26 protein-coding genes and 1 pseudogene are annotated in these 26,266 nt (G+C 61.7%); 16 read left to right on the top strand and 11 right to left on the bottom strand.

The features are described from left to right. The first annotated feature begins 171 nt into the window (after nt 1-171). The 3 genes from FBZ97_RS23765 to hemW are packed head-to-tail and all read left to right on the top strand — an operon-like array spanning nt 172 to nt 2,456. On the top strand, nt 172-588 hold the full coding sequence (locus tag FBZ97_RS23765) for a VOC family protein (RefSeq protein WP_113351328.1): 417 nt from the start codon (nt 172-174) through the stop codon (nt 586-588). A gap of 11 nt (nt 589-599) precedes the next feature. Further along, nucleotides 600-1,244 (top strand): RdgB/HAM1 family non-canonical purine NTP pyrophosphatase, encoded by a 645-nt coding sequence (gene rdgB, locus FBZ97_RS23760; RefSeq protein WP_113351329.1) that lies wholly within the window; start codon nt 600-602, stop codon nt 1,242-1,244. Nucleotides 1,245-1,280: 36 nt separating this feature from the next. Continuing rightward, the gene (hemW, locus tag FBZ97_RS23755) at nt 1,281-2,456 is read left to right on the top strand and encodes a radical SAM family heme chaperone HemW (protein ID WP_145322752.1); all 1,176 of its coding nucleotides are present in this window, start codon (nt 1,281-1,283) and stop codon (nt 2,454-2,456) included. Nucleotides 2,457-2,750: 294 nt separating this feature from the next. On the opposite strand, the gene FBZ97_RS23750 is transcribed toward hemW, so the two are convergent. Further along, the gene (locus FBZ97_RS23750) at nt 2,751-3,680 is read right to left on the bottom strand and encodes a DMT family transporter (protein WP_145322244.1); all 930 of its coding nucleotides are present in this window, start codon (nt 3,678-3,680) and stop codon (nt 2,751-2,753) included. Between the two features lie 155 nt (nt 3,681-3,835). Here FBZ97_RS23750 and gcvA point away from each other — a divergent pair, with 155 nt between their 5' ends. Continuing rightward, nucleotides 3,836-4,732: a transcriptional regulator GcvA gene (gene gcvA, locus FBZ97_RS23745; protein WP_186449543.1), complete on the top strand. Its 897-nt coding sequence runs from the start codon at nt 3,836-3,838 to the stop codon at nt 4,730-4,732. A gap of 78 nt (nt 4,733-4,810) precedes the next feature. Here gcvA and dnaA read toward each other — a convergent pair whose 3' ends face one another. The 4 genes from dnaA to mutM all read right to left on the bottom strand — a co-directional run bounded on the left by dnaA (nt 4,811) and on the right by mutM (nt 9,400). Then, entirely contained in the window at nt 4,811-6,361 is a 1,551-nt protein-coding gene (dnaA, locus tag FBZ97_RS23740; RefSeq protein ID WP_069611125.1) for a chromosomal replication initiator protein DnaA, read from the bottom strand. 871 nt (nt 6,362-7,232) lie between these two features. After that, entirely contained in the window at nt 7,233-7,508 is a 276-nt protein-coding gene (gene rpsT / locus FBZ97_RS23735; protein WP_004108374.1) for a 30S ribosomal protein S20, read from the bottom strand. Nucleotides 7,509-7,701: 193 nt separating this feature from the next. After that, nucleotides 7,702-8,475 (bottom strand): enoyl-CoA hydratase, encoded by a 774-nt coding sequence (locus FBZ97_RS23730; RefSeq protein WP_145322240.1) that lies wholly within the window; start codon nt 8,473-8,475, stop codon nt 7,702-7,704. Nucleotides 8,476-8,509: 34 nt separating this feature from the next. Continuing rightward, nucleotides 8,510-9,400: a bifunctional DNA-formamidopyrimidine glycosylase/DNA-(apurinic or apyrimidinic site) lyase gene (gene mutM, locus FBZ97_RS23725; RefSeq protein ID WP_145322238.1), complete on the bottom strand. Its 891-nt coding sequence runs from the start codon at nt 9,398-9,400 to the stop codon at nt 8,510-8,512. 246 nt (nt 9,401-9,646) lie between these two features. Here mutM and ubiE point away from each other — a divergent pair, with 246 nt between their 5' ends. From ubiE to FBZ97_RS23670, 11 genes and pseudogenes are all read left to right on the top strand, one after another. Next, on the top strand, nt 9,647-10,423 hold the full coding sequence (ubiE, locus tag FBZ97_RS23720) for a bifunctional demethylmenaquinone methyltransferase/2-methoxy-6-polyprenyl-1,4-benzoquinol methylase UbiE (RefSeq protein ID WP_145322235.1): 777 nt from the start codon (nt 9,647-9,649) through the stop codon (nt 10,421-10,423). Between the two features lie 62 nt (nt 10,424-10,485). Then, the gene (ubiB, locus tag FBZ97_RS23715) at nt 10,486-12,060 is read left to right on the top strand and encodes a 2-polyprenylphenol 6-hydroxylase (RefSeq protein WP_145322233.1); all 1,575 of its coding nucleotides are present in this window, start codon (nt 10,486-10,488) and stop codon (nt 12,058-12,060) included. Nucleotides 12,061-12,269: 209 nt separating this feature from the next. Beyond that, nucleotides 12,270-13,853 carry an aromatic amino acid lyase gene (locus tag FBZ97_RS23710; protein WP_145322231.1) on the top strand — a complete coding sequence of 528 codons (1,584 nt, stop codon included), beginning with the start codon at nt 12,270-12,272 and terminating at the stop codon, nt 13,851-13,853. Between the two features lie 27 nt (nt 13,854-13,880). Beyond that, complete coding sequence (locus FBZ97_RS23705) at nt 13,881-15,263, top strand: amidohydrolase family protein (protein WP_113329964.1); 1,383 nt, start codon at nt 13,881-13,883, stop codon at nt 15,261-15,263. Then, nucleotides 15,263-16,557: pseudogene (locus tag FBZ97_RS23700) on the top strand (Zn-dependent hydrolase); the annotation flags it as partial. The gene FBZ97_RS23705 and the pseudogene FBZ97_RS23700, both read left to right, overlap by 1 nt. After that, nucleotides 16,541-17,641: a DUF917 domain-containing protein gene (locus FBZ97_RS23695; RefSeq protein ID WP_145322227.1), complete on the top strand. Its 1,101-nt coding sequence runs from the start codon at nt 16,541-16,543 to the stop codon at nt 17,639-17,641. The pseudogene FBZ97_RS23700 and the gene FBZ97_RS23695, both read left to right, overlap by 17 nt. Nucleotides 17,642-17,671: 30 nt before the next feature. After that, nucleotides 17,672-18,001 carry a TfoX/Sxy family protein gene (locus FBZ97_RS23690; protein WP_113351339.1) on the top strand — a complete coding sequence of 110 codons (330 nt, stop codon included), beginning with the start codon at nt 17,672-17,674 and terminating at the stop codon, nt 17,999-18,001. 239 nt (nt 18,002-18,240) lie between these two features. Then, nucleotides 18,241-19,902 carry a urocanate hydratase gene (locus FBZ97_RS23685; protein ID WP_145322225.1) on the top strand — a complete coding sequence of 554 codons (1,662 nt, stop codon included), beginning with the start codon at nt 18,241-18,243 and terminating at the stop codon, nt 19,900-19,902. A 71-nt stretch (nt 19,903-19,973) separates the two neighbouring features. Continuing rightward, nucleotides 19,974-20,648: a hypothetical protein gene (locus FBZ97_RS23680; RefSeq protein WP_145322223.1), complete on the top strand. Its 675-nt coding sequence runs from the start codon at nt 19,974-19,976 to the stop codon at nt 20,646-20,648. 65 nt (nt 20,649-20,713) lie between these two features. Then, nucleotides 20,714-20,956: a type II toxin-antitoxin system VapB family antitoxin gene (gene vapB, locus FBZ97_RS23675; protein ID WP_145322221.1), complete on the top strand. Its 243-nt coding sequence runs from the start codon at nt 20,714-20,716 to the stop codon at nt 20,954-20,956. Further along, nucleotides 20,953-21,357 (top strand): type II toxin-antitoxin system VapC family toxin, encoded by a 405-nt coding sequence (locus FBZ97_RS23670; RefSeq protein ID WP_145322219.1) that lies wholly within the window; start codon nt 20,953-20,955, stop codon nt 21,355-21,357. The genes vapB and FBZ97_RS23670 overlap by 4 nt, the downstream gene beginning before the upstream one ends. On the opposite strand, the gene FBZ97_RS23665 is transcribed toward FBZ97_RS23670, so the two are convergent. From FBZ97_RS23665 to FBZ97_RS23645, 5 genes are all read right to left on the bottom strand, one after another. After that, complete coding sequence (locus tag FBZ97_RS23665; protein WP_145322217.1) at nt 21,354-21,758, bottom strand: GFA family protein; 405 nt, start codon at nt 21,756-21,758, stop codon at nt 21,354-21,356. The two genes, FBZ97_RS23670 and FBZ97_RS23665, sit on opposite strands and share 4 nt — an antisense overlap. Before the next feature lie 5 nt (nt 21,759-21,763). Then, nucleotides 21,764-22,246, bottom strand: coding sequence for an SRPBCC domain-containing protein (locus FBZ97_RS23660; RefSeq protein WP_113351344.1), 483 nt, complete (start codon nt 22,244-22,246; stop codon nt 21,764-21,766). Continuing rightward, a complete protein-coding gene (locus FBZ97_RS23655; RefSeq protein WP_145322215.1) occupies nt 22,230-22,571 on the bottom strand; it encodes a metalloregulator ArsR/SmtB family transcription factor in 342 nt (113 codons plus the stop codon). Before FBZ97_RS23655 ends, FBZ97_RS23660 begins: the two co-directional genes overlap by 17 nt. Nucleotides 22,572-22,662: 91 nt before the next feature. Further along, nucleotides 22,663-23,049 carry a VOC family protein gene (locus tag FBZ97_RS23650; protein WP_145322213.1) on the bottom strand — a complete coding sequence of 129 codons (387 nt, stop codon included), beginning with the start codon at nt 23,047-23,049 and terminating at the stop codon, nt 22,663-22,665. 15 nt (nt 23,050-23,064) lie between these two features. After that, a complete protein-coding gene (locus FBZ97_RS23645; RefSeq protein ID WP_145322211.1) occupies nt 23,065-24,348 on the bottom strand; it encodes an MFS transporter in 1,284 nt (427 codons plus the stop codon). Nucleotides 24,349-24,446: 98 nt separating this feature from the next. Here FBZ97_RS23645 and FBZ97_RS23640 point away from each other — a divergent pair, with 98 nt between their 5' ends. Then, complete coding sequence (locus FBZ97_RS23640) at nt 24,447-25,322, top strand: LysR family transcriptional regulator (RefSeq protein ID WP_113329952.1); 876 nt, start codon at nt 24,447-24,449, stop codon at nt 25,320-25,322. Here the strand turns inward: FBZ97_RS23640 and FBZ97_RS23635 are convergent, their stop codons facing one another. Continuing rightward, nucleotides 25,323-26,228 (bottom strand): LysR family transcriptional regulator, encoded by a 906-nt coding sequence (locus FBZ97_RS23635; RefSeq protein ID WP_145322209.1) that lies wholly within the window; start codon nt 26,226-26,228, stop codon nt 25,323-25,325. Between the last annotated feature and the right edge of the window lie 38 nt (nt 26,229-26,266).

Raw genomic sequence — 26,266 nt, 5'->3', positions numbered from 1 at the left:
CGTGCAGCCTGCCCCTCATCCGGCCTATCGGCCACCTTCTCCCCGTCGAGACGGGGAGAAGGGGCAAGGCGCACCTGCCGTCATCTCTCAGCTTCGCGGGAATCGGGAGGCGCCCATATATGAGGTCGTTCCCTCGCCCCGCGAGCGGGGAGAGGGTGAGGGGCTAATCCGTTGAGCAATGCGACACTCACAGGCGTTCTTGAAACTGCCCTCTATGCAGACGATCTCGATGCCGCCGAAGCCTTTTATAGCGGCGTACTCGGGTTGAAGAAGATATCGCGAGGCGGCAACCGCCACGTCTTCTATCGCTGCGGGCCGGGTGTGCTCCTGATCTTCAACAGTGAAGAAACGGTCAAGCCGCACGAGCCGGGCGCCCTGCCCGTGCCGCCGCATGGGACTAAGGGTCATGGTCACGTTTGCTTCCGTGTCGATGGCAACGATATCGAGGCCATGGCCGAGAGGCTGAAGGCTGCCGGTGTCGATATCGAAGCCGATTTTCACTGGCCGAATGGCGGCCGTTCGATCTATTTTCGCGATCCGGCCGGCAACAGTCTGGAATGCGCCGAACCCCGCATCTGGGGCCTATGACAGGACAGCACATGCGCAAGCTCGATACTAAGACTATCGTCGTCGCCAGCCACAATGCCGGCAAGATCCAGGAAATACGCGATCTGATCGGGCCGCTCGGCTTTACCGCCAAGTCCGCCGCCGATCTCAACTTCATCGAACCGGACGAAACGGGCACGACCTTCGAAGAAAATGCGACGATCAAGGCGCTGGCCTCCGCCAATGCCTCCGGCCTGCCGGCACTCTCGGACGATTCCGGTCTGGTTATCGATGCACTCGGCGGCGATCCCGGCGTCTATACGGCCAATTGGGCGGAGACGGCTGACGGGACGCGTGACTTCGCCATGGCCATGCGGAAGGTCGAAACCGCCCTGGAAAAGGCCGGCGCCACCACGCCGGAGAGCCGCACGGCCCGCTTCGTCAGCGTGCTCTGCCTTGCTTGGCCGGATGGACATACCGAGCTTTTCCGCGGCGAAGTGGAAGGCACGGTCGTCTGGCCGCCGCGCGGCAGCCAGGGCTTCGGCTACGACCCGGTCTTCCAGCCGGAGGGATACCAGACCACATTCGGCGAAATGAGCGCCGAGCAAAAGCATGGCTGGAAGCCCGGCGACGAGCAGGCGCTGTCGCACCGCGCCCGCGCCTTCAAGATCTTTGTCGAAACCTGCCTGGAGGCGTAAGCTAATCCCGTGGAAATCGTGGACACACAAGATCTGATGCACGGGGCGCAATTGCTGCCCGATACCGGCGAACCCGGTTTCGGCGTCTATGTGCATTGGCCCTTTTGCGCGGCCAAGTGTCCCTACTGCGATTTCAACAGCCATGTCCGCCATCAGCCTGTCGATCAGGAGCGCTTTGCCGCCGCCTTTCTGAAGGAAATGGCGACGATGCGCATGATCAGCGGCCCGAAGACAGTGACAAGCGTCTTCCTCGGCGGCGGCACGCCATCGCTGATGAAGCCGGAAACGGTCGGCGCAGTGCTCGATAGCATTGCTAGGACATGGCATGTGCCCGACGGTATCGAGATCACCATGGAGGCCAATCCCTCGAGCGTCGAGGCCGAGCGCTTTCGCGGCTATCGCGCCGCCGGCGTCAATCGCGTGTCGATGGGCGTGCAGGCACTGAACGACCGCGACCTGAAGTTCCTCGGACGTCTGCACAATGTCGAGGATGCGCTGAAGGCGATCAGGCTGGCGCGCGAGATCTTCCCGCGCATGTCCTTCGACCTCATCTATGCCCGCCCCAACCAGACCGTCGAGGAATGGGAGCGCGAGCTGAAGGAGGCAATCTCCTATGCGGTCGATCACCTCTCGCTCTATCAGCTGACGATCGAGGAAGGCACGCCCTTCTACGGCCTTCATAAGGCCGGAAAGCTGATCGTGCCCGATGGCGATCAGTCGGCGCTGCTTTATGAAGCGACGCAGGAGATCACCGAGCGCGAGGGTATGCCGGCCTATGAGGTTTCCAATCACGCGCGCCCCGGCGCCGAGAGCCGGCACAATCTCACCTATTGGCGCTACGGAGACTATGCCGGGATCGGCCCCGGCGCCCATGGCCGCCTTACCAGAGGCCCGCAGAAGCTGGCGACCGCGACCGAGCGCAAGCCGGAAAGCTGGCTCGAGATGGTCGAGCGGGACGGGCACGGCATGGTCGACCAGGAAATGCTTGGGTTTGATGAACAGGCCGACGAATTGCTGCTGATGGGCCTGCGGCTGCGGGAGGGCGTCGATCTCGCCCGCTGGCAGCAGCTTTCCGGCCGCGATCCCGACCCGCAGCGCGAAGCGTTTTTACTGGAACACGGCTTCATAGAGCGGATCGGCAATTCCCGCCTGCGCTGCACGGCGGCGGGAATGCTGGTTCTCGACTCGGTCGTCGCCGATCTCGCCTGCTGACCACTTTCCCCTCGAGAGGGGCGTCACGAAGCGGCGGATGGGGGTGATCCCGCATGTGAGATGATGACTCGGCTGTTGACGAGATCGCCCCACCCCCGGCACTACGTGCCGACCCTCCCCCTCAAGGGAAGGGTAATCGCATATGGACAGGTTAGCCCCTCATCCGTCCTCTCACAGTTCGCTTCGCTCAACTGTTCGAGTCCACCTTCTCCCCGCACGCGGGGCGAAGGGAGTTGATGAGATCGCCCCCTCTCCCCGTCAAAACGGGGAGAGGGCTGGGGTGAGGGGCACCTTCTATTTCATATGCAATGGTCCTACCCTCGAGGGAAGGGTGAAGAGGCGGCCATCGATTGCCGCCAGACCCACCGCTATCAGGGCCATGCCGATGAAATGCTTCGGCTGCAGGCTTTCGCCGAGAATGAGCGCGCCGAGCAGTATGGCGCTGACGGGGATCAGGAAAGTCACCAGCATCAGATTGGTGGCGCCGGCCGTCGCCAGGATGCGGAAGAACAACACATAGGCGATGGCGGTCGACAGGATGGCCAGGCCGGCCAGCGCCGCCCAAGTCTCGGTGGACGGCATTGCCAGCGTCCACGGGCGATCGACGAAGAGCGCGATTGGCAGCAGCATTATCGCCGAGCCCGTAACCTGACCGGCGGCCGGAATGATCGGTGCCAGCCCCATGCGGCGGAAGCGGCGGCCGAATATGCCGGCGAGCGAATAGCTGAAGGCGGCACCCAGTACGGCCAGCTGCGCCAGCACGTTGGAGCCAAGGCTTGCCAGCACCGACGTGCCGATCATCAGGGCCACGCCGACAAAGCCGACGATGACGCCGATCAGCCGATTGCCGGTCATCTTCTCATCTTCCGTCAGGAAATGGGCGACGACGACGGCGAAGAGCGGCGTGGTGGCGTTGAGGATCGAGGCAAGCCCGCTGGCGATATGGGTTTGCCCCCAGACGATCAGCAGGAAAGGAATGATATTGTTGAGGAAGCCCATGCCGAAGAAGGCGAGCCAGGTCTGACGGTCTTTCGGCATCGCATGTCCGGTGGCACGCACGATGAAATGCAGAGCAATAGCGGCGAGTGCGACGCGCGCTGTGACGATGGTGAAGGGCGGCAGCTCGCGCACCAGAATGCCGTTGAACAGGAAGGAGCCGCCCCATAGGATGGATAGCCCCACCAGCATGCTCCATTCGACCGCGCCCATGGATTTCTGTGCCATCTGATCATCTCCAGCATCAGCTGATTGAGTTTTACTTATTTGTTGCCAATCGCGACATGATTGCCAACCACCGTAATTGCTGGAATAATTGCGCTATATGGAGGCTCTGGCAAACGAGTCTTTTTCGAATTATGGTTTAGCTGAGCTCAATCATCATGGATCAACTGCCATCCCTTTCGGCGCTGCGCGCCTTCGAGGCCTCCGCCCGGCATCTCAGCATGACGCTGGCTGCAAGCGAGCTGCGTGTGACGCCAGGCGCCATCAGCCTGCAGATCCGCGACCTCGAAAGCAGCCTCGGGGTACGGCTTTTCGAGCGGCGAGCCCGCAGCCTGGCGCTGACGAGTGAAGGCGCCGAGTATTTCGCGACAATGCGAACGGCCTTCCGCCTCATCCGCGAGGCGACAGCGGCCCTGGCGATGCGCGCCAAGGATACGGTGCTGACCCTTACCTGCACTGCCGGCTTTGCCACGCACTGGCTGGTGCCGCGGCTGCGGCGCTTCGAGGAGGCCCATCCCGATATCGACCTGCGCATCAGCGCTTCCTATCGCATGATGGATTTCCAGCGGGATGGGATCGACATTGCCATTCGCCACGGCCTCGGCGGCTACGAGGGACTGGCAAGCGAGAGATTTCTCGATGACGAATATGTGCCGGTCTGCGCGCCGGAAATGGCAGCGGCGCTTGGCCCCTCTCCCGCTGTAGATGACTTGGCCGGCCTGACGCTGATCCACGATGTCTATCGGCGCGACTGGGAGCTCTGGCTGAAGGCGGTCGGCGCCACGCGGGTGGATGCCATGCACGGACCGGTCTTCACCGATGGCATGGGCGCTTATCACGCCATGAAGGCAGGCCTCGGTATCGCGCTGATGCGCCGGTCCTTCGTGGAGCAGGAGCTGGCTGAGGGCACGCTCGTTGCGCCTTTCCCGACCGGATTTGCGAGCGCGCTCGCCTATCATCTCGTCTATCAGCCGGGTGCGCTGGAAAGGCCGGCCGTCGCGGCCCTGCGCGCCTGGCTGTTTTCAGAGGTATCGCGCACGACGCCGCCGACCTAAAGCGCGCTTGGAGCGCAAAAAGAAACGGCCGGGGATCAAGCCGGCCGTAGACTATGTGGTGAATGCCGATCGCTCGGCTTACTCGTTGATGAGGCGCTTCAGCAGCTCGATCTCGTGCGACAGCTTGCTGTCGCCGGCGATCAGTTCCTCGATCTTGCGCACCGCATGCAGGACCGTGGTGTGATCGCGGCCACCGAAGCGACGGCCGATTTCCGGGAAGGAACGCGGTGTCAGCGTCTTCGACAGGTACATGGCGATCTGGCGTGGCTTAACGATGACGCGCGTACGGCGGTTCGAAACCAGTTCCTGGCGCGACACATTGTAGTGGCGGGCGACGATGCGCTGGATGTCCTCGATGCGGACGCGGCGCGGCTCGCCGGAGCCGACCAGATGCGCCAGCAGCTCGTCGACGCGCTCTACCGTCAGGTTCGGCTCGAAGGAGCGGCGGAAGATAAGCTGGTTGAAGGCTCCTTCCAGCTCGCGGCCGCTGGCGGTGACATTGCGGGCGACATGCGAGAGGATTTCGGCCGGGATTTCCAGCGACGGATCATCCTGACGGGCAGCATCGAGACGGCGCTTGAGGATCTCAAGGCGCATTTCATAGTCCGGCGCCTCGACTTCGATCGCTACACCGCCCTGCAGGCGCGAACGAACGCGGGGATCGAGCGATTCCAGCTCCCAGGGAGCGCGATCGGCAGCAACGACGACCTGCTTGGCGCTGTCGAGCAGCATGTTCAACAGATGGCAGAACTCGTGCTGGATCATCTTGCCCTGCAGGAACTGCATGTCGTCGATGATGAGCAGGTCGATATTGCGCAGCGAGTCCTTCAGCGTCAGCGCGTCATTATCGCGGATAGCGGTTGCGAAGCGCCACATGAAGTATTCCGCCGTCAGATAGACGACACGCAGGCCGCGCGGGTTCTGCACCGCTGCATTGGCGATCGCCTGCAGCAGATGCGTCTTGCCGAGACCAACGGTCGCATGGACGAAGAGCGGATTGAAACGCACGGCGCCGGAGCCGGCTTCGGCGATGGTCTTTGCCGCGGCAAGGCTGACGCGGTTCGAGCTGCCTTCGACGAACGTATCGAAGGTGAAGCGGGAATCGAGCGGAGAGCCGAAGAGCGGCGCACCCGCCGTCGCGGGCCGGGCAGCCGCAGCCGCGCTCACCGCCTGGGCGACGACCTGGCCAGCCGGCTGGGCGACGGCGCGGCGGATCGGCGCGACAGCCGTTTGATCCGGCACCGCCGGCTGCTCATCGGCGCATGGCTTCGCGCCCTGCCGGGTCGCGGTGCGCACCAGAATTTCGACTTTGAGGATCTCGGCATCCTCAGCCTGGAACAGGCTGGTGATGAGATCGAGATAGCGATTGTTGATCCAGGACTTCAGAAATGTCGTCGGGACCGTGAGGCGAACGACGCTCTTCGATACCGAATGAAGCTTGAGCCGCGCAAACCAGCTGGCATAGACATCGGGTCCGACCTGAGCCTTCAAGCGCGCGCTGACGCGCTCGAACAAGTTACTTTGCGCCACGTCACCCTTTTCCCCCGCCGCTTCTAAGCAAACCGCACCGAACGCCTGCGCATTGTCCCCATTTTCCAACGCACCCGTCGCCCTCGTATGTATCTGCATATAGTGCCGCCTTCCACAGTCTCTTTATAGGGCGGGAGCACATCACTGCCGCCCTTGGTTCTTCGCCATGGCATGACGGTCACGCTCGTTGTCCAAGCTGCGCCGCATACCGGTTCATCAGCCACGCCCGGCCTGCGGGCTTTACAGGAACACTGTGGCAAAAACCGCTCTTTAAAGCAGCCTTCGTCTCGGCGTCTGTAACCGGAGCATCAATCGGCCCTCGTATTCCGACTGACCGCTCCAATGGCTGTCAATTTTTCTCCCCTCCCTGCAGCCGCGCCAATGATTTGGGCCGCAAAGGACAGACAAGCTTCCTCGTTCCGCAAGCGTCGCCGCTTCCGGTTCTTACTCGTCAACTGTTTGAAAAAACGGAACTGAACTGCTCCGTCACAAGAGACAAAACCACCTCCACCGCCATACGTGACGGTGTTTGCCGAAGCCGTTTAAGGTGAGATCCGCGCCCCTTGTTGAAATCCATTTAGGCAGGATCGAAGGCAGATATCAACGATGAATTTTACACAAAATTAAGAGGCGGCCATTGACTCCGGAGGCCATTTTTGACTGTCACAAGCCCTTCAAAAAAGAATCGCTGTTGAATCAAAGAGATTCCTGTCGAACGCGATTCCCACAGCTTTCAAAAGAAAAAAAATAAAAAATCCCTTGACTCAGTTGTGAGCCGGCAATGCGTCATGCAGATCACCCAGCGCTGGGATATCCTGCCGCAACCCTCTGTTTCCAAAGGTATATTTCTGTCACGTCAATGACATGATCGGCCGGCCATTTTTGGCAATGCGGCATTTTTTTGGCCGAATCCAAAAAGCCCGGCGCGAGGGCCGGGCTTAACTCTAACGATTAAATCGTTAACGAAAGATTATGCGGTCGGGGCCGAAAGGGCCTTCACACGCTTGGCAAGACGCGAAACCTTGCGGGAAGCGGTGTTGGCGTGAAGCACGCCCTTGGTGGCTGCGCGAGCCAGTTCCGGCTGAGCAGCAACGAAAGCTGCCTTTGCGCGATCTGCATCACCCGATGCGATGGCTTCTTCGACCTGGCGAACGAACGTGCGAACGCGCGAGCGACGAGCCTTGTTGACATCGGTGCGGCGGGCGATCTTGCGGGTCGCTTTTTTCGCCGAGGTAGTATTGGCCATGTATGCCTCTCTTAGAATTCGAACAAAACTCCATCCTTGCGGCGCGGGCCCCATGGCCACTTCATCCAGCAATGCGGGAGCAATTGCGGAAAACCAGAGCGGCTTTCCAAACTGTGGCGGGCATATAACCGGAATGAGCCGCGTCGTCAACGCGGATTCTCGCCAAACCCGCGTAATTCCTGAATCCCGACCCTTAGCGGTTCTTGAAGGACGGCTTGCGCTTCTCGACGAAGGCCGCCATGCCCTCCTTCTGATCCTCTGTGGCAAACAGGCTATGGAACAGGCGGCGCTCGAAACGCAACCCCTCCTCAAGCGTGGTTTCGAAAGCGCGGTTGACCGCTTCCTTGGCCATCAGCACCGAGGGAAGCGATAACGATGCGATCTTGGCGGCGGCGGCCAGCGCCTCCTCGAGTAGCTTGTCCGCCGGCACGACGCGCGCCACGAGGCCGGAACGTTCCGCCTCTGCCGCATCCATCATGCGACCGGTCAATACCAGGTCCATCGCCTTCGCCTTGCCGACCGCGCGCGTGAGTCGCTGTGAGCCGCCCATGCCAGGGATGACGCCGAGCGTGATTTCCGGCTGGCCGAATTTGGCGGTCTCCGAGGCGATGATGAAATCGCACATCATCGCCACCTCGCAGCCGCCGCCGAGCGCGAAGCCGCTGACCGCCGCGATAACGGGCTTGCGGGCATTGGCGATCTCGGCCCAGCCGCTGAAGAAGTCATTCTTGTAAGCGTCGACGAAATCGAGCGACTGCATTTCCTTGATGTCGGCGCCGGCGGCAAAGGCCTTTTCCGAGCCGGTGAGCACGATCGCGCCGATGGCATCATCGAGATGAAAAGCGGCATAGGCCTGCTTTAATTCGGAGAGGACCGTTGAATTCAGCGCATTCAGCGCCTGCGGCCGATTGATCCTGATGAGACCGACGGCCCCATGTGTTTCGACGATGAGGGTTTCGTAAGCCACGTCTCTCTCCCTTTTACCAGCTTTGGACCTTCAATCAGCCTTGGCAGGAAGCGCAGTAGAAAGAAGAGCGCCCCGCCTGGACGATGCGACTGACCGTACCGCCGCAACCGGGCGTACTGCAAGGCTGGCTTTCACGATCATAGACGGAAAAGGAATGCTGGAAATAGCCGAGCGAACCGTCCGTCTGGATATGATCGCGCAACGACGAACCGCCTGCGGCTATCGCATCGGCAATGACCTCGCGGATCGCCTCGACCAGCGCCAGTAGCGCTTCGGTCGGTTTGCCGGTATCCATAACCAGCGTGCCGGCGGCGCGCAACGGCGACAGGTGAGAGCGCCACAGCGCCTCGCACACATATATATTGCCGAGACCGGCGATGTTCTTCTGGTCCAGCAGCGCGCTCTTCAGCGGCTGCGCCTTGCCGGCGAAACGCTTAGCCAGATAATCGACATCGAGTTCATTGCCCGTGGGTTCCGGCCCGAGATCGCGGAAGAAGGGATGGCTGGCCATCTCGGTCCGCCTGACCATGTCCATGAAGCCAAAGCGACGTGGGTCGTTGTAGATGACGCGTGCATCACCGCCAGCGCTCGCCAGATGGAAGACCACATGATCGTGCTTCTCGTCCTTGGAACGGGGATGATGGAATTCGCCCGGCGTTCGCGCCTCCCGACCGGCTTCGACCCGAAACGAACCGGACATGCCGAGATGCGCGACGATCGTCTTGCCATCATCAAGATCGATCAGCAGGTATTTGGCACGGCGCGATAGCGACGTGATGCCGCGACCCCAAACGGCCTCAGCGAAATCGACAGGGAAAGGAAAGCGCAGATCGTTGCGGCGCAGCTCCAATTCCTTGAGAACCGCACCTTCCATGGAAGGTGCCAGCCCGCGTCTGACGGTTTCGACCTCTGGTAATTCCGGCATGGCTATCCATCTTTATGTTTCAACCGCTTATGATCTGAGCTATAGCCCAAGGCATTGCGGCTGGTGATCTGGCTGATGAGATAGCGTGGCAAACGCGATTTCGCTATGGTCCGCCGCTGAATACTGCATAATTCCTTAGACCGGAATCGATTTAAGGAGAGAATTATGCAGCAAGTTTAAAGTGTTACAGCGACCTTTACGCGCCATAAATGACGCGTGGCGCTGTAATGTAACGGAGTTGAGCCGATGGCAGACAGCCGCACCTCCGCCGATGGCGGCATGGAAACATCCTATGGCTTCCGCGAAGTAGCCGATGGTGAAAAGCAGGGCCTCGTCAACGAGGTGTTCCACAAGGTCGCCAAGCGCTACGACGTCATGAACGACGTCATGTCCATGGGCATGCATCGCGCCTGGAAGGATGCGATGGTCGCGGCGCTCAACCCGCGCAAGGATCCCGCCTACAAGGTGCTCGATGTTGCCGGCGGCACGGGCGATATCGCCTTCCGTATTGTCGAGGCCTCGAACCGGATGGCGCACGCGACGGTGCTCGACATTAATGGCTCGATGCTCGGCGTCGGTGCCGAACGCGCCGAAAAGAAGAAGCTCTCCGACAATCTCACTTTCGTCGAGGCGAATGCCGAGGAACTGCCTTTCGAGCCGAATTCCTTCGACGCCTATACGATCGCCTTCGGCATCCGCAACGTTCCACATATCGATGTGGCATTAAAGGAAGCCTATCGCGTGCTGAAGCGCGGCGGCCGGCTGCTCGTGCTCGAATTCTCCGAAGTCGACCTGCCGCTGCTCGACCGCGTCTACGACGCCTGGTCCTTCAACGCCATTCCGAAGTTCGGCAAGGCGATCACGGGTGATGCCGAGCCCTATCAATATCTGGTGGAATCGATCCGCAAGTTCCCGAACCAGCAGGACTTCGCGACGATGATCCGCGAGGCCGGCTTCGCGCGCGTGTGCTTCACCAATTACACCGGCGGCATTGCCGCGCTGCACTCCGGCTGGAAGCTCTGAAGCATGATATCCAGTCACCCGACCCGGCTTTTGGCCTCCATATTCCGAGACCTTGAGACGATATGAGTGCTTTCAGCGCATATTTCGGCCTTGTTCGGGTCGGCTGGGTGCTCGTGCGCGAAGGCGTGGTCATGGCGCTGCCATCGGAAGGGCTGCCGCCCTCCGTCAGCCTTGCCAAATCCTTCGTCAGCATCTTTGCCCGCCGGAAGGCGAAGAGCCAGGCCCGCAGCGACCGGCTTGCCCAGGCAGTCGAGCGGCTCGGGCCTTCCTATGTGAAGATCGGCCAGTTCCTGGCGACTCGACCCGATGTCGTCGGCGTCGACATGGCGAACGACCTGTCGAAGCTTCAGGACAGGATGGCTTTTTTTCCGCATACTATGGCGACGGCGGCGATCGAGGCGTCGCTCGGGCGGCGGATCGACGATCTCTACGCCAGCTTCGGCGAGCCGATTGCCGCCGCTTCGATAGCGCAGGTGCATCCGGCGGAGGTCGACACGGCCGAAGGGCGCAAGCGCGTTGCCGTCAAGGTGGTCCGGCCTGGCGTGCGCCAGCGTTTTTCTAACGATATCAAGGCAATGTATCTCGTGGCGGGTATGCAGGAGCGGTTTATGCCCTCCAGCCGGCGCCTCCGACCCGTGGAAGTGACCAAGACGCTCGAGCAGACCACGAAGGTCGAGATGGATCTGCGGCTGGAAGCCGCCGCGCTCTCCGAGATCGCCGAAAACACCGAGAAGGATCCCGGCTTCCGCGTTCCGAAGGTCGACTGGGAGCGTACCGGCCGCGACGTCATCACCATGGAGTGGATCGACGGCGTGAAGATGTCCGACGTCGAGGGCTTAAAAGCCGCCGGACACGATCTCAACGCACTCGCCGATACGCTGATCCAGTCCTTTCTGCGTCACACGCTGCGCGACGGCTTCTTCCATGCCGACATGCATCCCGGCAATCTCTTCGTCGATCCCACGGGCATGATCGTCGCCGTCGACATGGGCATCGTCGGCCGTCTCGGAAAGAAGGAGCGCCGCTTCCTCGCCGAAATCCTGTACGGCTTCATCACCCGCGATTATATCCGGGTGGCCGAAGTACATTTCGAAGCCGGCTACGTACCTGCCCATCACAATACCGAGAGTTTTGCGCAGGCCATCCGTGCCATCGGCGAGCCGATCCATGGCCAGCCGGCCGAAACCATCTCCATGGGCAAGCTTCTGACCCTGCTCTTCGAAGTGACCGAACTCTTCGACATGGAAACGCGGCCCGAGCTGGTGATGCTGCAGAAAACCATGGTCGTGGTCGAGGGCGTATCGCGCATGCTCAATCCGCGCTTCAACATGTGGAAAGCATCCGAACCGGTGGTCGGCGACTGGATCCGCACCAATCTCGGCCCGAAGCGGATCATGACCGATCTGAAGGATGGTTTGAAGGCAGCTGTGAAGCTCGCCGAAGCCGCGCCTGAGATTGCGGCCAAGACCGAAAAATTCCACCACGAACTGCTGCATATGAGCGAAAACGGCCTGCGCTTCGATCCGCAGACCGCCGAAGCGATCGGCAAGGCCGAGGCCAAGCACAGCCGCTCCGGCCGCTTCGCGCTTTGGGTGATTGCGCTGACGCTGCTTTACATCGCCTGGCATCTTGGCTGATCGCCAAGCTTTCTGATGCTTCTTTCTCGCCTCGGCCGAAATAGCTTGGCCGGTGCGGGAAGCCGCATGCGCGCGCAAACATAGAGTTGCGCGATGTGCGCACTCGTCTCAAAATCAGTCTGTCCGGCACGGATCAAGGTGTTCGCCATTTGGGATATCCCATTGACGATAAGGCTCGCATAGCCTTGCAAAAAAGGAGAACAGCAGCGATGGAGCGTCAGAGAGCCGGCATCGAACTCACCGGACAACCCCTTGGGTTCAGCGATCTGGTGCGGATCGGCGCGGGGGCGGTGCTGCCGTCGGCATCGGAAAGCGGCATGGCGCGGGTGCGACTGGCGCGCAACGTTCTCGAAAGCACCATTCAATCGGGCATGCCGGTCTACGGCTCGACAACGGGTGTCGGAGCCATGAAAGATGTCGAATGGTCCCCTGAAGATCTCGATGCCTTCAATCTCGGTCTCGTGCGCGCCCATCATTTCGGCACAGGCGCCCCCTTCTCCATGTCGGTCGTCCGCAATGCCATGGCGATCCGCGTCAATACGGCTCTCACCGGTCAGGTCGGTTGTTCGCAAGAATTGATCGAAGCCTATCTGCAGCTCTTGAGCTCGGATGTCATTCCCGTCGTCAGGCGCACGGGCTCGATCGGCTGCGCGGATATCGGTCTGATGGGCCAGATCGGCGCGGTTCTGACCGGCGTTGGAGAAGCCGTCTATCGCGGCCGACGCATGCAGGCTGCCGATGCCTTCGATGCCGCCGGCATCGCTCCGGTCAGGATGATGCCGCGCGACAGCTTGGCCTCGCTCAGCGTCAATGCGGTCAGCTTCGCAGCCGCTGCCGAGACGACCCGCAACGCCGCCGCCTCGATCCGCGTGCTGCTTGCGACTGGCATGATGGCCGCTGGCGCGCTCGGCGCCTCTCGCGATCCGTGGATTTCCGTGCGCCATGTCGGCACCGCGCGCGAAGCCCTGATCGGTGCCTGGCTCTGTAACGCCTCGGAAGAATGGCCCTGGCCGGTCGCCACCCATGTGCAGGACCCGCTCAGCCTGCGCATGATCGCCCAGGTCTTCGGCGCCGTCATCGAAAACCTCCTGACCGCCGGCCATAAGATTCTGGCCGCGACCGGCCGTTCGGATGACAACCCGGTCATCGTCGACGGTCGCGTGATGACCTCAGGCGGCTCTCTTCCGCTCGATGTCACCGTGCTTCTGGAAGCGGCGGTCATCTGCATGGCCCATGCCGCCCGCAATGCCTTCAATCGCTGCGTCTTGCTCGGCAACGGCCAGCGGCGCGGCCTGCCTGTCAATCTCGTGCCGGAAGGCAGGATCGCAACCGGCTTCGGCCCCATCATCAAGCTTGCCGGCGAGATATTCTCGCGCGTGCTCTCCATGTCCAATCCGGTCTCGGCGCAGTCGCTTGTGGTTGCCGCCGGCATGGAAGACGAGGCCGCCTTCCTGCCGCTGGTCATCGAGCGTTTCGAGCGGCAGATGCGGGCACTGAAGCGTCTTGCCGCCCTTGAGGCCCTATTATCTGCGCAGGCGATGGACATTCTCGGCGACAAGCCCGAGGGCGTGGCACGTATGCTCTACGACGTCGTGCGCAAGCATGCCGACTTCTATGTTGTCGATCGGCCGCTTTCGGCCGAAGTCGAGGCGATCGAGGAGGAGCTGGGCTCGGAGGCTTTCGTTTCAGAATTGATCGCCCACAAGCCAATCCTCGCCTATGATGATTTCTTCGCGCTCGGCTCGCTGGAGCGGGTTGAAGAGCGGCTTTATCGCGACACCATTGCCATCTGAACCAACCGACGAGCGGAGAGAACGCACATGGCCGATTTCGATCTTGTTCTGCAAGGCACTGTGGTTCTGCCTGAACGCATTGTAGAAGCCGGCTATGTCGCCGTGCGCGATGGCAAGATCGCCGAGATCGGCATCGGCGTGCCCCCGGCCGCGCGCGAGCGGCATTTGCTCGGCAAGGCACTGATCCTGCCTGGCGCAATCGACGCGCAAGTCCACTCGCTCTCCCAGAAAGACCAGGAGGATTTCGTCTGGTCGACGCGCTCGGCAGCCGCCGGCGGCGTCACCACCATCGTCGACATGCCCTATGACGAAGGCAATCTCGTCTGCTCGGCAGCGGCGGTGAAGAAGAAGATCGACCATGCCGCGCCGCAATCGCGCGTCGACTTTGCCCTCTACGGCACGGTCGATCCGGAAGAAGGCCCGGCGCGCATCGCCGAGATGGTCGAGGCCGGTGTCGCCGCCTTCAAATTCTCCACCTTCGGCACCGACCCCAAGCGTTTCCCGCGCATTCCGCCCGCCCTGCTCGAGGCTTGCTTTGCCGCCATCGCGCCCACGGGCCTGACAGCCGGCGTGCACAACGAGGATGATGAAGCGGTCCGCACCTACATGGAGCAGGTGAAGGCGAGCGGTATCACCGACTATCGCGCCCACGGCCTGTCCCGCCCGCCTATCACCGAGCTTCTGGCCATGCACACGATCTTCGAGACGGGCGCGGATACCGGCTGCCCAGCGCATGTCGTCCATTGCTCGCTGGGGCGCGGCTATGACATCGCCCGCGCCTATCGCCGCGACGGTTTCGAAGCGACGGTCGAGTGCTGCATCCATTACCTGACGCTCGATGAGGAAAACGATGTGCGGCGCCTTGGCGGCAAGGCGAAAATTAATCCACCGATCCGCCCCCGCGCCGAAGTGGAAACCTTGTGGCGCAAGGTGGCGGAGGGCAATGTCTGGCTCGTCTCGACCGATCATGTCAGCTGGTCGGAAAACCGCAAAACCAATCCGGATATGCTGGCGAATGCTTCCGGCGTGCCGGGACTGGAGGTCATGGTGCCGCTCTTCGTAAAGGGTGCTCTGGAGCGCGGCGTGCCGCTGACCTGGGCGGCGAAGCTGATGGCGGAAAACCCAGCTAAGCATTTCCGCCTCGACCATATCAAAGGCGCGCTGACGCCGGGCAAGGACGCCGATATCGTCGTTCTGGAACCGCGCGAAACGATCTATGACGCGGCGGCCAGCGGCAATAACGTCGTCGGCTGGAGCCCCTATAACGGCATCCGCCTGCCCTGGACTGTGTCCGCCGCCTATCTTAGAGGCAAGCAGATCACCGAGGGACAGAAGGTGCTGGCCGAACCCGGCTCCGGCAGCTTTGTCCGTCCCTTGCCTCGCCAAGTCATTGCCGGAGATGCAGCCTGATGACCGAAACCAAGCGCCACAACCTGCCTGTAAACGCCGACCGTATCGCCGAGGATATCGATACGCTGGCCGGCATCACTGATCCGGGCCACCCGTGGACGCGCCGCGCCTTCTCGCCGCTCTTCCTCGAAGGGCGTGCCTATATCGAAGCACGGATGAAGGCGGCAGGGCTTGAGACGCGGATCGATGCCGCCGGCAATCTGATCGGCCGGCGTCCCGGCGCAAAGTCCGGCCTCGGCACGATCCTTCTCGGCTCGCATTCCGACACCGTGCCCGACGGGGGCCGTTTCGATGGCATTGCTGGCACGATCGCAGCGCTCGAAGTTGCGCGCTCCTTGAAGGATCGCGGTATCGAGCTCGACCATGATCTGGAGATCGTCGACTTCCTCGCCGAGGAAGTCAGCATTTTCGGGGTATCCTGCATCGGCAGCCGCGGCATGACCGGGCAGATCCCCGAGGCCTGGCTCTCCCGCGTGAGCGGCGACCGCACGCTTTCTGAAGGAATTGCCGAGGTTGGCGGCGATCCCTCCGTGCTGCTCTCCCAGAAACGGCCGGATCTCGCCGGCTTCCTGGAGCTGCATATCGAGCAGGGCCCGGTGCTGGAAGCCGAGAACAAGGATATCGGCATCGTCACCGCGATCGCCGGCATCACCCGCATCGAAATCACCGTGGAAGGCCGCGCCGACCATGCCGGAACGACGCCGATGGACCGCCGTGCAGATGCGCTGGTGGCGGCCTCGCAGCTCGTCCTCGATATTCGTCAACGCGCGGCGGAGCAGGCGAAAACGCCGGGCCATTTCGCCGCGACCGTCGGCGAATTCCGCATCGAGCCGAATGCCGCCAATGTCGTGCCATCCAAGGTCGTGCTCCTGATCGACGGCCGCGCCGAAATCCGCAGCGACATGGAGGATTTCCTGGCCTGGATCGACGGTGAGGTGAAGACCATCGCCGCCGATTTTGGCGTCACGATCAACGCGCCGGTGCGTGTCTCCGACAACATGCCGACGCCGGGCGCTCCGGTACTGCTCGAAACGCTCGAACGTGCCTGCGAGACTGTCGGCGCCAAACATCGCCGTATGGCCTCCGGCGCCGGTCACGACACGGCCTGGATCGCTAAGGTCGCACCGGCCGCCATGATCTTCGTGCCCTGCAAGGAAGGCCGCAGCCATTGCGCCGAGGAATGGGCCGAGAATGACGACATCGCCATGGGCGCCGCCGTGCTTTTCGAAGCGGTGCGCGACATGGACAAGAACCTCAAACAGAACCGGGAGTAGCCGATGGGACGCATACTCGTTGCCAAGGATGTGGAAGCGGCCGTCAAGGGCGGCTCCGTTTACGCCGCAGGCGGTGGCGGCTGGGCCGATCATGGCCGCATGCTGGGCTATGCAGCCGTCAATGTTGGCAAGCCGGAGCTGGTGTCGATCGACGAATTGAACGACAATGATTGGATCGCCACGGCTGCCGCCATCGGCGCGCCGGCCTCCACCACCCCGTGGGAGATGCAAGGCATCGATTACGTGAAAGCCGTGCAGCTGCTGCAGGACGAGCTTGGCGAAAAGCTTTCCGGCCTGATCATCGGCCAGAACGGCAGGTCCTCGACGCTGAACGGCTGGCTACCGTCGGCGATCCTCGGAACGAAGGTGGTGGACGCGGTGGGTGACATCCGCGCCCATCCGACCGGTGATATGGGATCGATCGGCATGGCGGGTTCGCCCGAGCAGATGATCCAGACCGCCGTCGGCGGCAACCGCGCCGAGAACCGCTATATCGAACTGGTCGTGAAGGGCGCGACGGCGAAGATTTCGCCGATCCTGCGTGCGGCCTCCGATCAGTCCGGCGGCTTCATCGCCTCCTGCCGCAACCCACTTCGCGCTTCCTACGTCCGCACGCATGCGGCGCTCGGCGGCATCTCCATGGCGCTTTCGCTCGGCGAGGCAATCATCGAGGCGGAAAAGAAGGGTGGCAGCGCGGTCATCGACGCCATCTGCAAGACAACAGGCGGCCATATCCTGGCCGAAGGTACGATCACAAAGAAGGACGTCGTCTACACGAAGGAAGCCTTCGACATCGGCACCATTACGGTCGGCAGCGGCGACAAGGCCGTCATCATGCATGTGATGAACGAATACATGGCCGTCGAGGATGCCGGCAGCAAGCGCCTGGCAACCTTCCCCTCCGTCATCACCACGCTGTCGCCGGAAGGCGAACCTCTGAGCGTCGGCCAGCTGCAAGAGGGTATGACAGTCTTCATCCTGCATGTACCGATGGATATCATTCCGCTGTCTGCCAGCGTGCTCGACCCCACGGTCTATCCCTCTGTCGAAAAAGCCATGGGTATCGAGATCGCGAAATACGCTCTCGCCGCCAAGAAGAACTGACGGGAAAGCTTGGAAGCGCGGGAGGCGCAGATGGCTCGTGACGCAGGTCTTGAAGAATTGCTGAGAGAAGAGCTCGGGCGACGGCCCGGGCTCAGGGAGAAAGGAATGTTCGGCGGCTGGGCCTTTCTGCTCAATGGCCATCTCATGTGCGGCGCCCGTGATGATGGGATGCTGATCCGCCTTGGCAAAGGCAACGATGCCTGGGCGCTGGAGCAGCGTGACGTCAAACCCATGCAGTTGGGCGGCCGAAAAATGCTGGGATGGGTGCGCGCCGGGCCGGAAGCCTATGGCAATGACATGCTGCGCAAGCGGCTGCTTCTGGCTGCGCTAGACTTCGTCGAAGGCCTGCCGCCGAAGTGAACGCGTATTGAAGAACACTCCTCTTCTCCCCAGCGGGGAGAAGATGTCCGTCAGGACAGATGAGGGGATGAGAGACTAAGGAGCGAACGTCTGAGCGGTACGCGAAGACGATATGTGCCGCATCGCCCCCTCATCCGACCCTTCGGGCCACCAACCGGGGTCGAGCCACGGGTCTCGACCTGTCCTTCGAACCCCCGCTGGGGAGAAGGAGAGACTATCAAACAAGAGGAAAAGCAATCATGCCGAAAGCCAATCCACGTCACCCGAAATTCCCCATTCCGGGCGGACCGGAGCTGCGTGCCAAGGGCTGGCGACAGGAGGCCCTGTTGCGCCTGCTCGAAAACGTGCTTTCGGTCGGCGAAGATCCCGACAATCTCGTCGTCTACGCCGCCCTCGGCAAGGCAGCGCGCAACTGGGCGGCGTATAAGGGCATCGTCAAGGCGCTGACCGAAATGGATGAGAACCAGACCCTGCTCATCCAATCCGGCAAGCCGATTGGCCTCATCCGCACGCATGACAAGGCGCCGCTCGTCATCATGGCGAACTGCAACATCGTCGGGCAATGGGCGAAGGCGGAAGTCTTCTACGAATTGCAGCGCAAGGGCTTGATCTGTTGGGGTGGCCTGACGGCCGGCGCCTGGCAATATATCGGCAGCCAGGGCGTCATCCAGGGCACCTACGAAATCTTCATGCGAATCGCCGAGCGCCGCTTTGGCGGCGATCTCTTCGGCCGCTTTGTGCTGACGGCGGGTCTCGGCGGAATGGGCGGCGCGCAGCCGCTCGCCGGTCGCATGGCGGGGGCGGCGATCCTCTGCGTCGATATCGATGCCGAGCGCGCGAGGAAGCGCCAGGAAATAGGCTACCTGCAGGAAATCGCTCCGGATCTCGATTCGGCGCTGGCGATGATCGACGCCGCCGTCAAGGAAAAGCGGGCGCTTTCCGTCGGCCTCGTCGGCAATGCGGCCGAGATCTATCCAGAGATCGCGCGACGCGGCATCGTGCCCGATATTGTCACCGACCAGACCTCGGCGCACGATCTCGTCTATGGTTACGTGCCGAAGGGCATGAGCCTGCAGCAAGTTCGGGATCTCCGCGATGACGGCCAGGGCCAGCTCATGGCGGCCAGCCGCGCCTCGATCGTCGAACACGTGAAGGCCATGCTGGACTTCCAGAAAAAAGGCTCCGAAGTCTTCGACAACGGCAACCTGATCCGCACACAGGCGAAGGAAGGCGGCGTCGCCAATGCCTTCGATATTCCGATCTTCACCGAAGCCTATCTGCGGCCGCTCTTCTGCCGTGCCATCGGGCCCTTCCGCTGGATGGCGCTTTCAGGCGAGGAAAGCGATATCGCCCGCATCGACGATCTGCTGCTGGAAATGTTCCCGGACAACAAGATTATCACCAACTGGATCAAGCTTGCCCGCCAGCACGTGCCTTTCGAAGGGCTGCCGGCGCGTATTGCCTGGCTCGGCCATGGCGAGCGCACGGCGCTTGCCCGCCGCGTCAACGAGCTTGTGACAAGCGGCGAGCTGAAGGGTCCGATCGCCTTTTCGCGCGACCATCTCGATGCCGGCGCCATGGCGCATCCGAACATCATGACCGAGCGCATGAAGGACGGCTCCGACGCGATTGCCGACTGGCCGCTGATCGACGCCATGATGCTCTGCTCGTCCATGGCCGATCTCGTCGTCGTCCATTCCGGCGGCGGCGGCTATGCCGGCTACATGACGAGCTGCGGCGTCACCGTGGTCGCCGACGGCACGCAAGCCGCCGACGAACGGCTTGACCATGCGCTCACCAACGACACGGCGCTCGGCGTCATGCGCTATGCCGATGCCGGCTACGAGGAAGCGCTTGATGAAGTTGCGAAAAAGGATGTGCCGTATATTCGGCTTGGATAGCGGCATCTGTTCTTGGCGGCCTTGAAAGACTATGGTCCCGGGCAATTCGAAACGACCTTTAAGAGTTGCCCGTGATCCCCTGGACCTTGCTTGATACTGCGAAAATCCCCGGCGGCGGCGAGCTGCGCCTGAAGCAGCGTGGCCAAGAATTTTCCATCATGCTCGGCACCAACGAGCTGATGAACAGCCGGCTGAGCGGCTCCGAACGGGCGCTTGCGACACTTTCCTGCGAGAAGATCAAGGGCCGGAAGGCGCCGCACGTCCTGATCGGCGGCCTCGGCATGGGCTTTACCCTGCGGGCGGCACTCGGCGAACTCGGCGCAGACGCCAAGGTCACGGTCGCGGAACTGGTGCCGGCTGTCGTGACCTGGGCACGCGGGCCGATGGCAACGGTCTTCGACGGCTGCCTCGACGATCCGCGCGTCGCCATTCATGAAGGCGATGTGCGTCCACTCATCCGCGCTCGCAAGGCAGCCTACGACGCCATTCTGCTCGATGTCGACAACGGCCCGGATGGCATTACGTCTGAAGCCAATGACGGGCTTTACGATTATCAGGGCCTGAAAGCGGCGCGCGATGCGCTGCGTTCCGGCGGTGTCCTCGCCGTCTGGTCTTCGGGACCCGACGACCGCTTCACACGGCGGCTGCGCGACAGCGGTTTTGCCGCCGAGGTGGTCAATACGCGCGCCAATGGCAAGACAGGCGCGCGCCACGTCATTTGGCTCGCGACAAGATCGGGATCGTAACGCCTCGAATTGAAATCAGACTTGAGATGCTATATATCAATGTCATATCTCAAGGGAGTTATGGCATGGACACCGCAAAGATCTTCTGGTCCGGCCGCTCGCAGGCCGTGCGCTTGCCGAAGGAATTCCGCCTCGACGGCGAGGAAGTGCGCATCCGCCGGCAGGGAAGGGCAATCATTCTGGAGCCGATCCCCGAAGATTGGGACTGGCTGGAAGCCGTAACAGGTCCGGTCGATGATGACTTTGTAGAAGCAGCGACCGAGCAACCGGCTGAGCAGCAACGCCCCGAGTTGGATATCTTCAAGTGAAATATCTGCTCGACAGCAATGCCGTCATCGCGCTGATGAAAGGACACCCGGGCTTCGTCAACGAGCTTCGCAGGCACAAGCCGCAGGATTTCGCCATTCCGGCCATCGTCGCACACGAGCTGTTTTATGGTGCCTATAAGGGGCAGCGCGTTTCCGACAATCTGGCACGTGTCGATGCCTTGCAATTCGAGACGCTGGATTTCGATAAGCAAGATGCCCGTGTAGCCGGCGAAATTCGAGCGGCCCTTGCTTCCCTCGGCACACCGATCGGTGCCTATGACGTTTTGATCGCGGGACAGGCGGTCGCCCGCGATCTGATCCTGATAACGCACAATGTCAGAGAATTTGGACGGGTTCAAAAGCTGCGTTTCGAAGACTGGGAGTCCTTGCCGAGCGGCTAAAGATAACGCGTTTCTTCCGGTGCACGATCGAAGCGGTCGTCGCGGCCATCGAAGTAGCCGACGGGAAGCGAGGCGAGTTCCTCATCGGTGGCATCGTCCAGGCAGCTGATGCTGATCGCATAGAACTTGCCGCCGAGTGCGGGATTTTCACCCCAGTTGAAGGAGCTGATGCCGCAAGTCTTGCAGAAGAGATGATGAAGAATGCGCGGGCCGAATTGATATTCGCCGATGCTGTCCTCACCCGAGGTCAGGCGGAAATCGGCCGGCGTGGCGACAGCCAGCCAATTGCGCTTCTTCTTGCAGATCGAGCAATTGCACTTGAAGGTGCCACCCTGCAGATCGAGATCGGCTTCGTAGCTTACCGCGCCGCAATGGCAGCTTCCATGATAGGTCTTCTTCATCACTCTCATCCTTCCCTTGAGGTGGCTTCTGCGTAAGCGACATATTTGTCCAAGGCCTGTTCCCAGCCGCCGGTCTGCAGCTTCAGTTCGGTCTCGTCAGGCAATTCGGCCTTTCGGAAGACGAGGCGCGTCTTCTCGCCAAGCTCATGGAATTCCACGGTCACCTGCATCGGATGTTCGGCCCTACCCTCCTGATTTTCCCAGGCGAAGGTGAAGACGAGGCGCTCGGGCGGGACGATCTCCAGATAGCGGCCATGGCTCCAATATTCCCTACCTTCCGGCGTGAGAATGCAGTGCCGCCAGGCGCCCCCTTCCCGCAGGTCGACAAAGACGGATGGCGTCGTCATGTTCTGGGGCGCCCACCAACGCACCATATGCTCCGGCTCCGTCCAGAGACGAAACAGCAAGTCGCGCGGCGCGGCTATTTCGCGGGTCAGCACGATCTCGCGTAGCGGTCGCATGCTGCCGCCCTCAATTGCTGGGGTCATCCATTCCTCCCTTTTGCAATAACGCCGCATAGGCTTCCAGGCGATCGAGATTGTCGTTCCAGAACTGCCGGTAACTCTCCAGCCAGTCATCCACCTGCCGCAGCGGTTTAGGTTCCAGCCGGCAGGGTCGCCATTGCGCTTCCCGGCCCTTCGAGATCAGACCTGCTCTTTCCAGCACTTTCAGATGCTTGGAAACGGCGACCAGCGACATGTCGAAGGGTTCGGCCAGTTCCGAGACGGATGCCTCGCCGGTCGACAGCCGAGCCAGGATCGCCCGGCGGGTAGGATCGGCAAGAGCCGAGAGGGTTGTGCTCAATGTGTCCATACGACTCAATAAACCATGAAGTTAATTAACTTATTGGTTTAATACATGGCGCAAGCAAACGATGTCAAGAAGGGCTTTCTGACGCCCGATCTCAGGGAATGACGTTGGACACTTCGATCAGGTTTTGATCGGGGTCGCGGAAATAAACCGAGAGAATGGGGCCGGTCGCGCCGGTTCGGCGCACCGGGCCCTCTTCAATTACAACGCCCTCTGCCTGCAAGTGAGCAATGACCTCATCCAGAGACGTTGTGCTGATGAAGCAAAGATCGGCCGAGCCCGGTGCCGGCCGTTCAGCCTTAGGCTCGAATTCATGTCCGGCGCGATGCAGATTGATCTTCTGATTACTGAAGGTCAGGGCCTTGCGGCCTTCCCCGAAAGTTTCAACGCCCATTCCGAGGACACGGGCATAGAAATCGCAAGTCTCCTCGATGCTTGCGACAGTGAGCACCAGATGATCGAGATGGTCGATAAGGATCATGACGGCTCCCCGGCCTCAACGGCGCGCCAGCTTGGCGACGACAAGGGCGCTGACGAGACAGAGTGCCAGCATGACGAGGATGAAGGCAACCACGGCATTCCAGCCATCGGCAAGCCAGAAATAGCCTCCGACCGAGCCCGCAATGCTGGAGCCGAGATAATAGGCCAGCAGGTAGAGCGAGGAGGCATGGCCCTTGAAGCCATGGGCCAGCCGCCCCACAAGCGCGCTGGCAACGGAATGGGTCATGAAGAAACCGATCGTCACCAGGATGATGCCGAGAATGATCAGCGGCAAGGAGCTGGAAAGCGTCACCGCCGCCCCGAGCGCGGCGATCAGCACGCCCACCGGCAGCACGACGAAATGGCCAATGCGATCGCCGAGCAGGCCAGCCGCCCAGGATGCGACGATCCCGAAGAGATAGGCGGTGAAGATCAGGCCCAATTCGGTCTGGCTGAGATCATAGGGGTCAGCGACCAAACGGAAGCCGGCATAGTTATAGACGGTGACGAAGGAGCCCATGACGAGAAAGCCGATGGCAAAGAGCAGCGGCAACGCCGCATTGCTGAAGTGACCGCTCCAGGCCTTCAGGTGGAAGGCAACATCAAAACCCTTGCGTGGGGTGAAATTGCGCGACGGCGGCAGGAGATAAAGGAAGCCGACGGCGGCGACAAGGCCGAGAATGCCGACCGCTGCCAATGCCGGCCGCCAACTCAGATATTCGGCGATCGTACCGGTCACCACGCGCCCGGCCATGCCGCCAAAGGCGTTGCCGGCGATATAGAGGCCCATGGCGCCGCCGAGGCCGCGCGGTTCGATTTCCTCGGCCAGATAGGTCATGGCGACAGCTGGCACGCCGCCCAAGAGAAAGCCCTCAAGAGCGCGGACGGCGAGAAGCATATGCCAGCTCGGCGACACCGCGCAGACGATCGTGCAGATGGCCGCGCCGAGCAGCGAAATGAACATCAGGCTGCGGCGGCCGAGGCTTTCGGAAACGGCGGCTGCGCCGAAGATCGCGAAGGCCAGGAAGCCAGTCGAAAGCGATAGCGACAGCGAGCTTGCAGCCGGCGTGACACCGAAATCCTCAGAGAAGATCGGCATCAGCGGCTGGACACAATAGAGCAGCGAGAAAGTGGCGAAACCGGAGAGAAACAGCCCAATGGTCGCGCGGCGGAAGGCAGGCGTGCCGCGCGTCAGAAACTGGCGGGTGTCGGTCGGCGGCTCGTTCCTGACGAGTGTCAATTCGGGACCAGACGAAACTTCGGAGGCAACGATTTCCTGCTTGCCAGCGGCGCGAGACATTGGTGGCACCTGACCTTTCTTGCCTTAGAATCTAGCCAGCTCGGCGCCATTAGTCCAATATATGGAACAGGCGATCTCAATAGCTTTTGGAGATAGCGATGGAGCTGCGTCATATCCGCTATTTTCTGGCGCTGGCGGAAGCGGGAAACTTCACCCGCGCAGCGGCCAGCCTCGGCATCGGCCAGCCGCCGCTCAGCCAGCAGATCCGGGACCTGGAAAACGAGGTGGGCGCGCAACTGTTCCACCGCGTACCGCATGGCGCAGAACTGACGGCAGCCGGCGAGGCTTTTCTGGCCGAGGCTAGAACTGCGATCGACGCGGCGGAAAAGGCGAAGCTTGCCGCCCAGCGCGCCAATCGCGGCGAGATCGGTCGCCTGTCACTCGGCTTCACCGCATCCTCGGCCTTCAACATAATCGTCACATCAACCATTCGCGAGTTTCGGCGGCACTGGCCCGAGGTGCGGCTGTCACTCACAGAGATGAACACCAATGCGCTGATGGAGCGGCTGACGCGCGGCGAGATCGATGCTGCCTTCATTCGCCCAGGCCTTGAAGATCCCAGAGACGTGCGGCTGAAACGCTTTGCCGACGAGCCGATGCTGATCGCGCTGCCGGCCCATCATCCGCTGGCGAAGAAGGAACGCGTCCCGATCGCGGCGCTCGCAGGCGAACCCTTCATCCTCTTCCCGCGCATGGTGGGGCTCAGCCTCTATGACGATATCGTTGGTGCTTGCCGCGAAGCGGGCTTCGACCTCGTGGTGACGCAGGAAGCCCCGCAGATCCCATCCGTCGTCAATCTCGTCGCCGCAAACTTGGGCGTTTCCATCGTTCCGGCTTCGATCGCACAGATCAAGCTCGACGGCGTCGCCTATCGGCAAATCGATGGGCCACCCGTCGTAGCGCGGCTCGGCCTCGCCAGCCTCAAGGCGCAGCGATCACCTGTTATCGCCAACCTCATGAGCCTGATTGCGTAATTATTTGTTCCGCTCCCAATAGGGCGGATCGCCGAACGCTTTTTTTAGATGATCGGCGATGGCGCGCAGCTTGGCCGAGGGATTGCGTCCCTCCGGATGGGCCATGAAGATGAATTCCGGCTCCGGCCGGTAGCCGACATCGATCTCGACAAGCCGCCCGTCCCTCACCGAAGGCGCGGCAATGAAGGCCGGCAGCAAGGCGATACCGAGGCCGGCAATCGCGGCATCGTGGAGGACATCGCCATTGTTGACGCCCAGCGCCAGCTTCGCACGAATGACGACGGCGCCCTCTGGTCGCTCGAAACGCCAGTCCGCGACGCCGCGATTGGTGTAGAAAATCCCGCGGTGATCCTCGAGATCGGAGAGCGAAGCGGGTTTGCCGTGACGGGTGAGATAATCCGGCGAGGCCACGAGAAGGCGGCGGCTGCGGGCGAGCTTCCAGGCGACGAGGCGCGAGTCGGCGATCTGGCCATGGCGTATGATCGCATCATAGCCATCCGAAGCGGCATCGACCCGACGGTCGTCGAGATCAAGCGTCAGCTCGATCTCCGGATGATCGGCGAGAAACGGATAGAGGGCCGGCCCCAGATGCAGGCGGCCGAAGGTGACGGGTGCGGCAATGCGCAGAGGCCCCATCAGCGTGCCGCGCCGCTCGGCAAGATCGGCCGCCGCCTCGCGCACCTCCTGCGCGATGCGTGTGGCGCGCTGCAGGAAAGCGGTGCCATCTTCCGTCAGCGTCAGCTTGCGGGTCGTGCGATGAAGCAGGGTTGCCCCCAATGCTTTCTCCATTTCCGACAGGCGCTCGCTGACCACGGATTTCGACAGGCGCAGGCGTCGCGCCGCCTCGCTGATCGAGCCGGCCTCGGCTACGGTCACGAATGTCACGATCCCGTCGATCTTCAGCATCGTTCGGAAACTCCGAATTCGAATTCCTCTTTTTGAAG

The organism is Rhizobium sp. ERR 942 (assembly GCF_007828395.1).
GTDB lineage: Bacteria > Pseudomonadota > Alphaproteobacteria > Rhizobiales > Rhizobiaceae > Rhizobium > Rhizobium dioscoreae.
The sequence above is the reverse complement of the archived record's forward strand: the minus strand, read 5'-3'. Positions and strand labels throughout refer to the sequence as shown.

Excerpts from the sequence above, each read along its gene's own strand:
- gcvA (WP_186449543.1), top strand. The coding sequence starts at position 3,836 with ATGGATCAACTGCCATCCCTTTCGGCGCTGCGCGCCTTCGAGGCCTCC.
- FBZ97_RS23710 (WP_145322231.1), top strand. The coding sequence starts at position 12,270 with ATGGAGCGTCAGAGAGCCGGCATCGAACTCACCGGACAACCCCTTGGG.
- rpsT (WP_004108374.1), bottom strand. The coding sequence starts at position 7,508 with ATGGCCAATACTACCTCGGCGAAAAAAGCGACCCGCAAGATCGCCCGC.
- ubiB (WP_145322233.1), top strand. The coding sequence starts at position 10,486 with ATGAGTGCTTTCAGCGCATATTTCGGCCTTGTTCGGGTCGGCTGGGTG.
- FBZ97_RS23635 (WP_145322209.1), bottom strand. The coding sequence starts at position 26,228 with ATGCTGAAGATCGACGGGATCGTGACATTCGTGACCGTAGCCGAGGCC.
- FBZ97_RS23695 (WP_145322227.1), top strand. The coding sequence starts at position 16,541 with ATGGGACGCATACTCGTTGCCAAGGATGTGGAAGCGGCCGTCAAGGGC.
- rdgB (WP_113351329.1), top strand. The coding sequence starts at position 600 with ATGCGCAAGCTCGATACTAAGACTATCGTCGTCGCCAGCCACAATGCC.
- FBZ97_RS23645 (WP_145322211.1), bottom strand. The coding sequence starts at position 24,348 with ATGTCTCGCGCCGCTGGCAAGCAGGAAATCGTTGCCTCCGAAGTTTCG.
- FBZ97_RS23690 (WP_113351339.1), top strand. The coding sequence starts at position 17,672 with ATGGCTCGTGACGCAGGTCTTGAAGAATTGCTGAGAGAAGAGCTCGGG.
- FBZ97_RS23685 (WP_145322225.1), top strand. The coding sequence starts at position 18,241 with ATGCCGAAAGCCAATCCACGTCACCCGAAATTCCCCATTCCGGGCGGA.
- FBZ97_RS23750 (WP_145322244.1), bottom strand. The coding sequence starts at position 3,680 with ATGGCACAGAAATCCATGGGCGCGGTCGAATGGAGCATGCTGGTGGGG.
- dnaA (WP_069611125.1), bottom strand. The coding sequence starts at position 6,361 with ATGCAGATACATACGAGGGCGACGGGTGCGTTGGAAAATGGGGACAAT.
- vapB (WP_145322221.1), top strand. The coding sequence starts at position 20,714 with ATGGACACCGCAAAGATCTTCTGGTCCGGCCGCTCGCAGGCCGTGCGC.
- ubiE (WP_145322235.1), top strand. The coding sequence starts at position 9,647 with ATGGCAGACAGCCGCACCTCCGCCGATGGCGGCATGGAAACATCCTAT.
- mutM (WP_145322238.1), bottom strand. The coding sequence starts at position 9,400 with ATGCCGGAATTACCAGAGGTCGAAACCGTCAGACGCGGGCTGGCACCT.
- FBZ97_RS23655 (WP_145322215.1), bottom strand. The coding sequence starts at position 22,571 with ATGGACACATTGAGCACAACCCTCTCGGCTCTTGCCGATCCTACCCGC.
- FBZ97_RS23640 (WP_113329952.1), top strand. The coding sequence starts at position 24,447 with ATGGAGCTGCGTCATATCCGCTATTTTCTGGCGCTGGCGGAAGCGGGA.
- FBZ97_RS23705 (WP_113329964.1), top strand. The coding sequence starts at position 13,881 with ATGGCCGATTTCGATCTTGTTCTGCAAGGCACTGTGGTTCTGCCTGAA.
- FBZ97_RS23665 (WP_145322217.1), bottom strand. The coding sequence starts at position 21,758 with ATGAAGAAGACCTATCATGGAAGCTGCCATTGCGGCGCGGTAAGCTAC.
- FBZ97_RS23660 (WP_113351344.1), bottom strand. The coding sequence starts at position 22,246 with ATGACCCCAGCAATTGAGGGCGGCAGCATGCGACCGCTACGCGAGATC.
- FBZ97_RS23650 (WP_145322213.1), bottom strand. The coding sequence starts at position 23,049 with ATGATCCTTATCGACCATCTCGATCATCTGGTGCTCACTGTCGCAAGC.
- hemW (WP_145322752.1), top strand. The coding sequence starts at position 1,281 with ATGCACGGGGCGCAATTGCTGCCCGATACCGGCGAACCCGGTTTCGGC.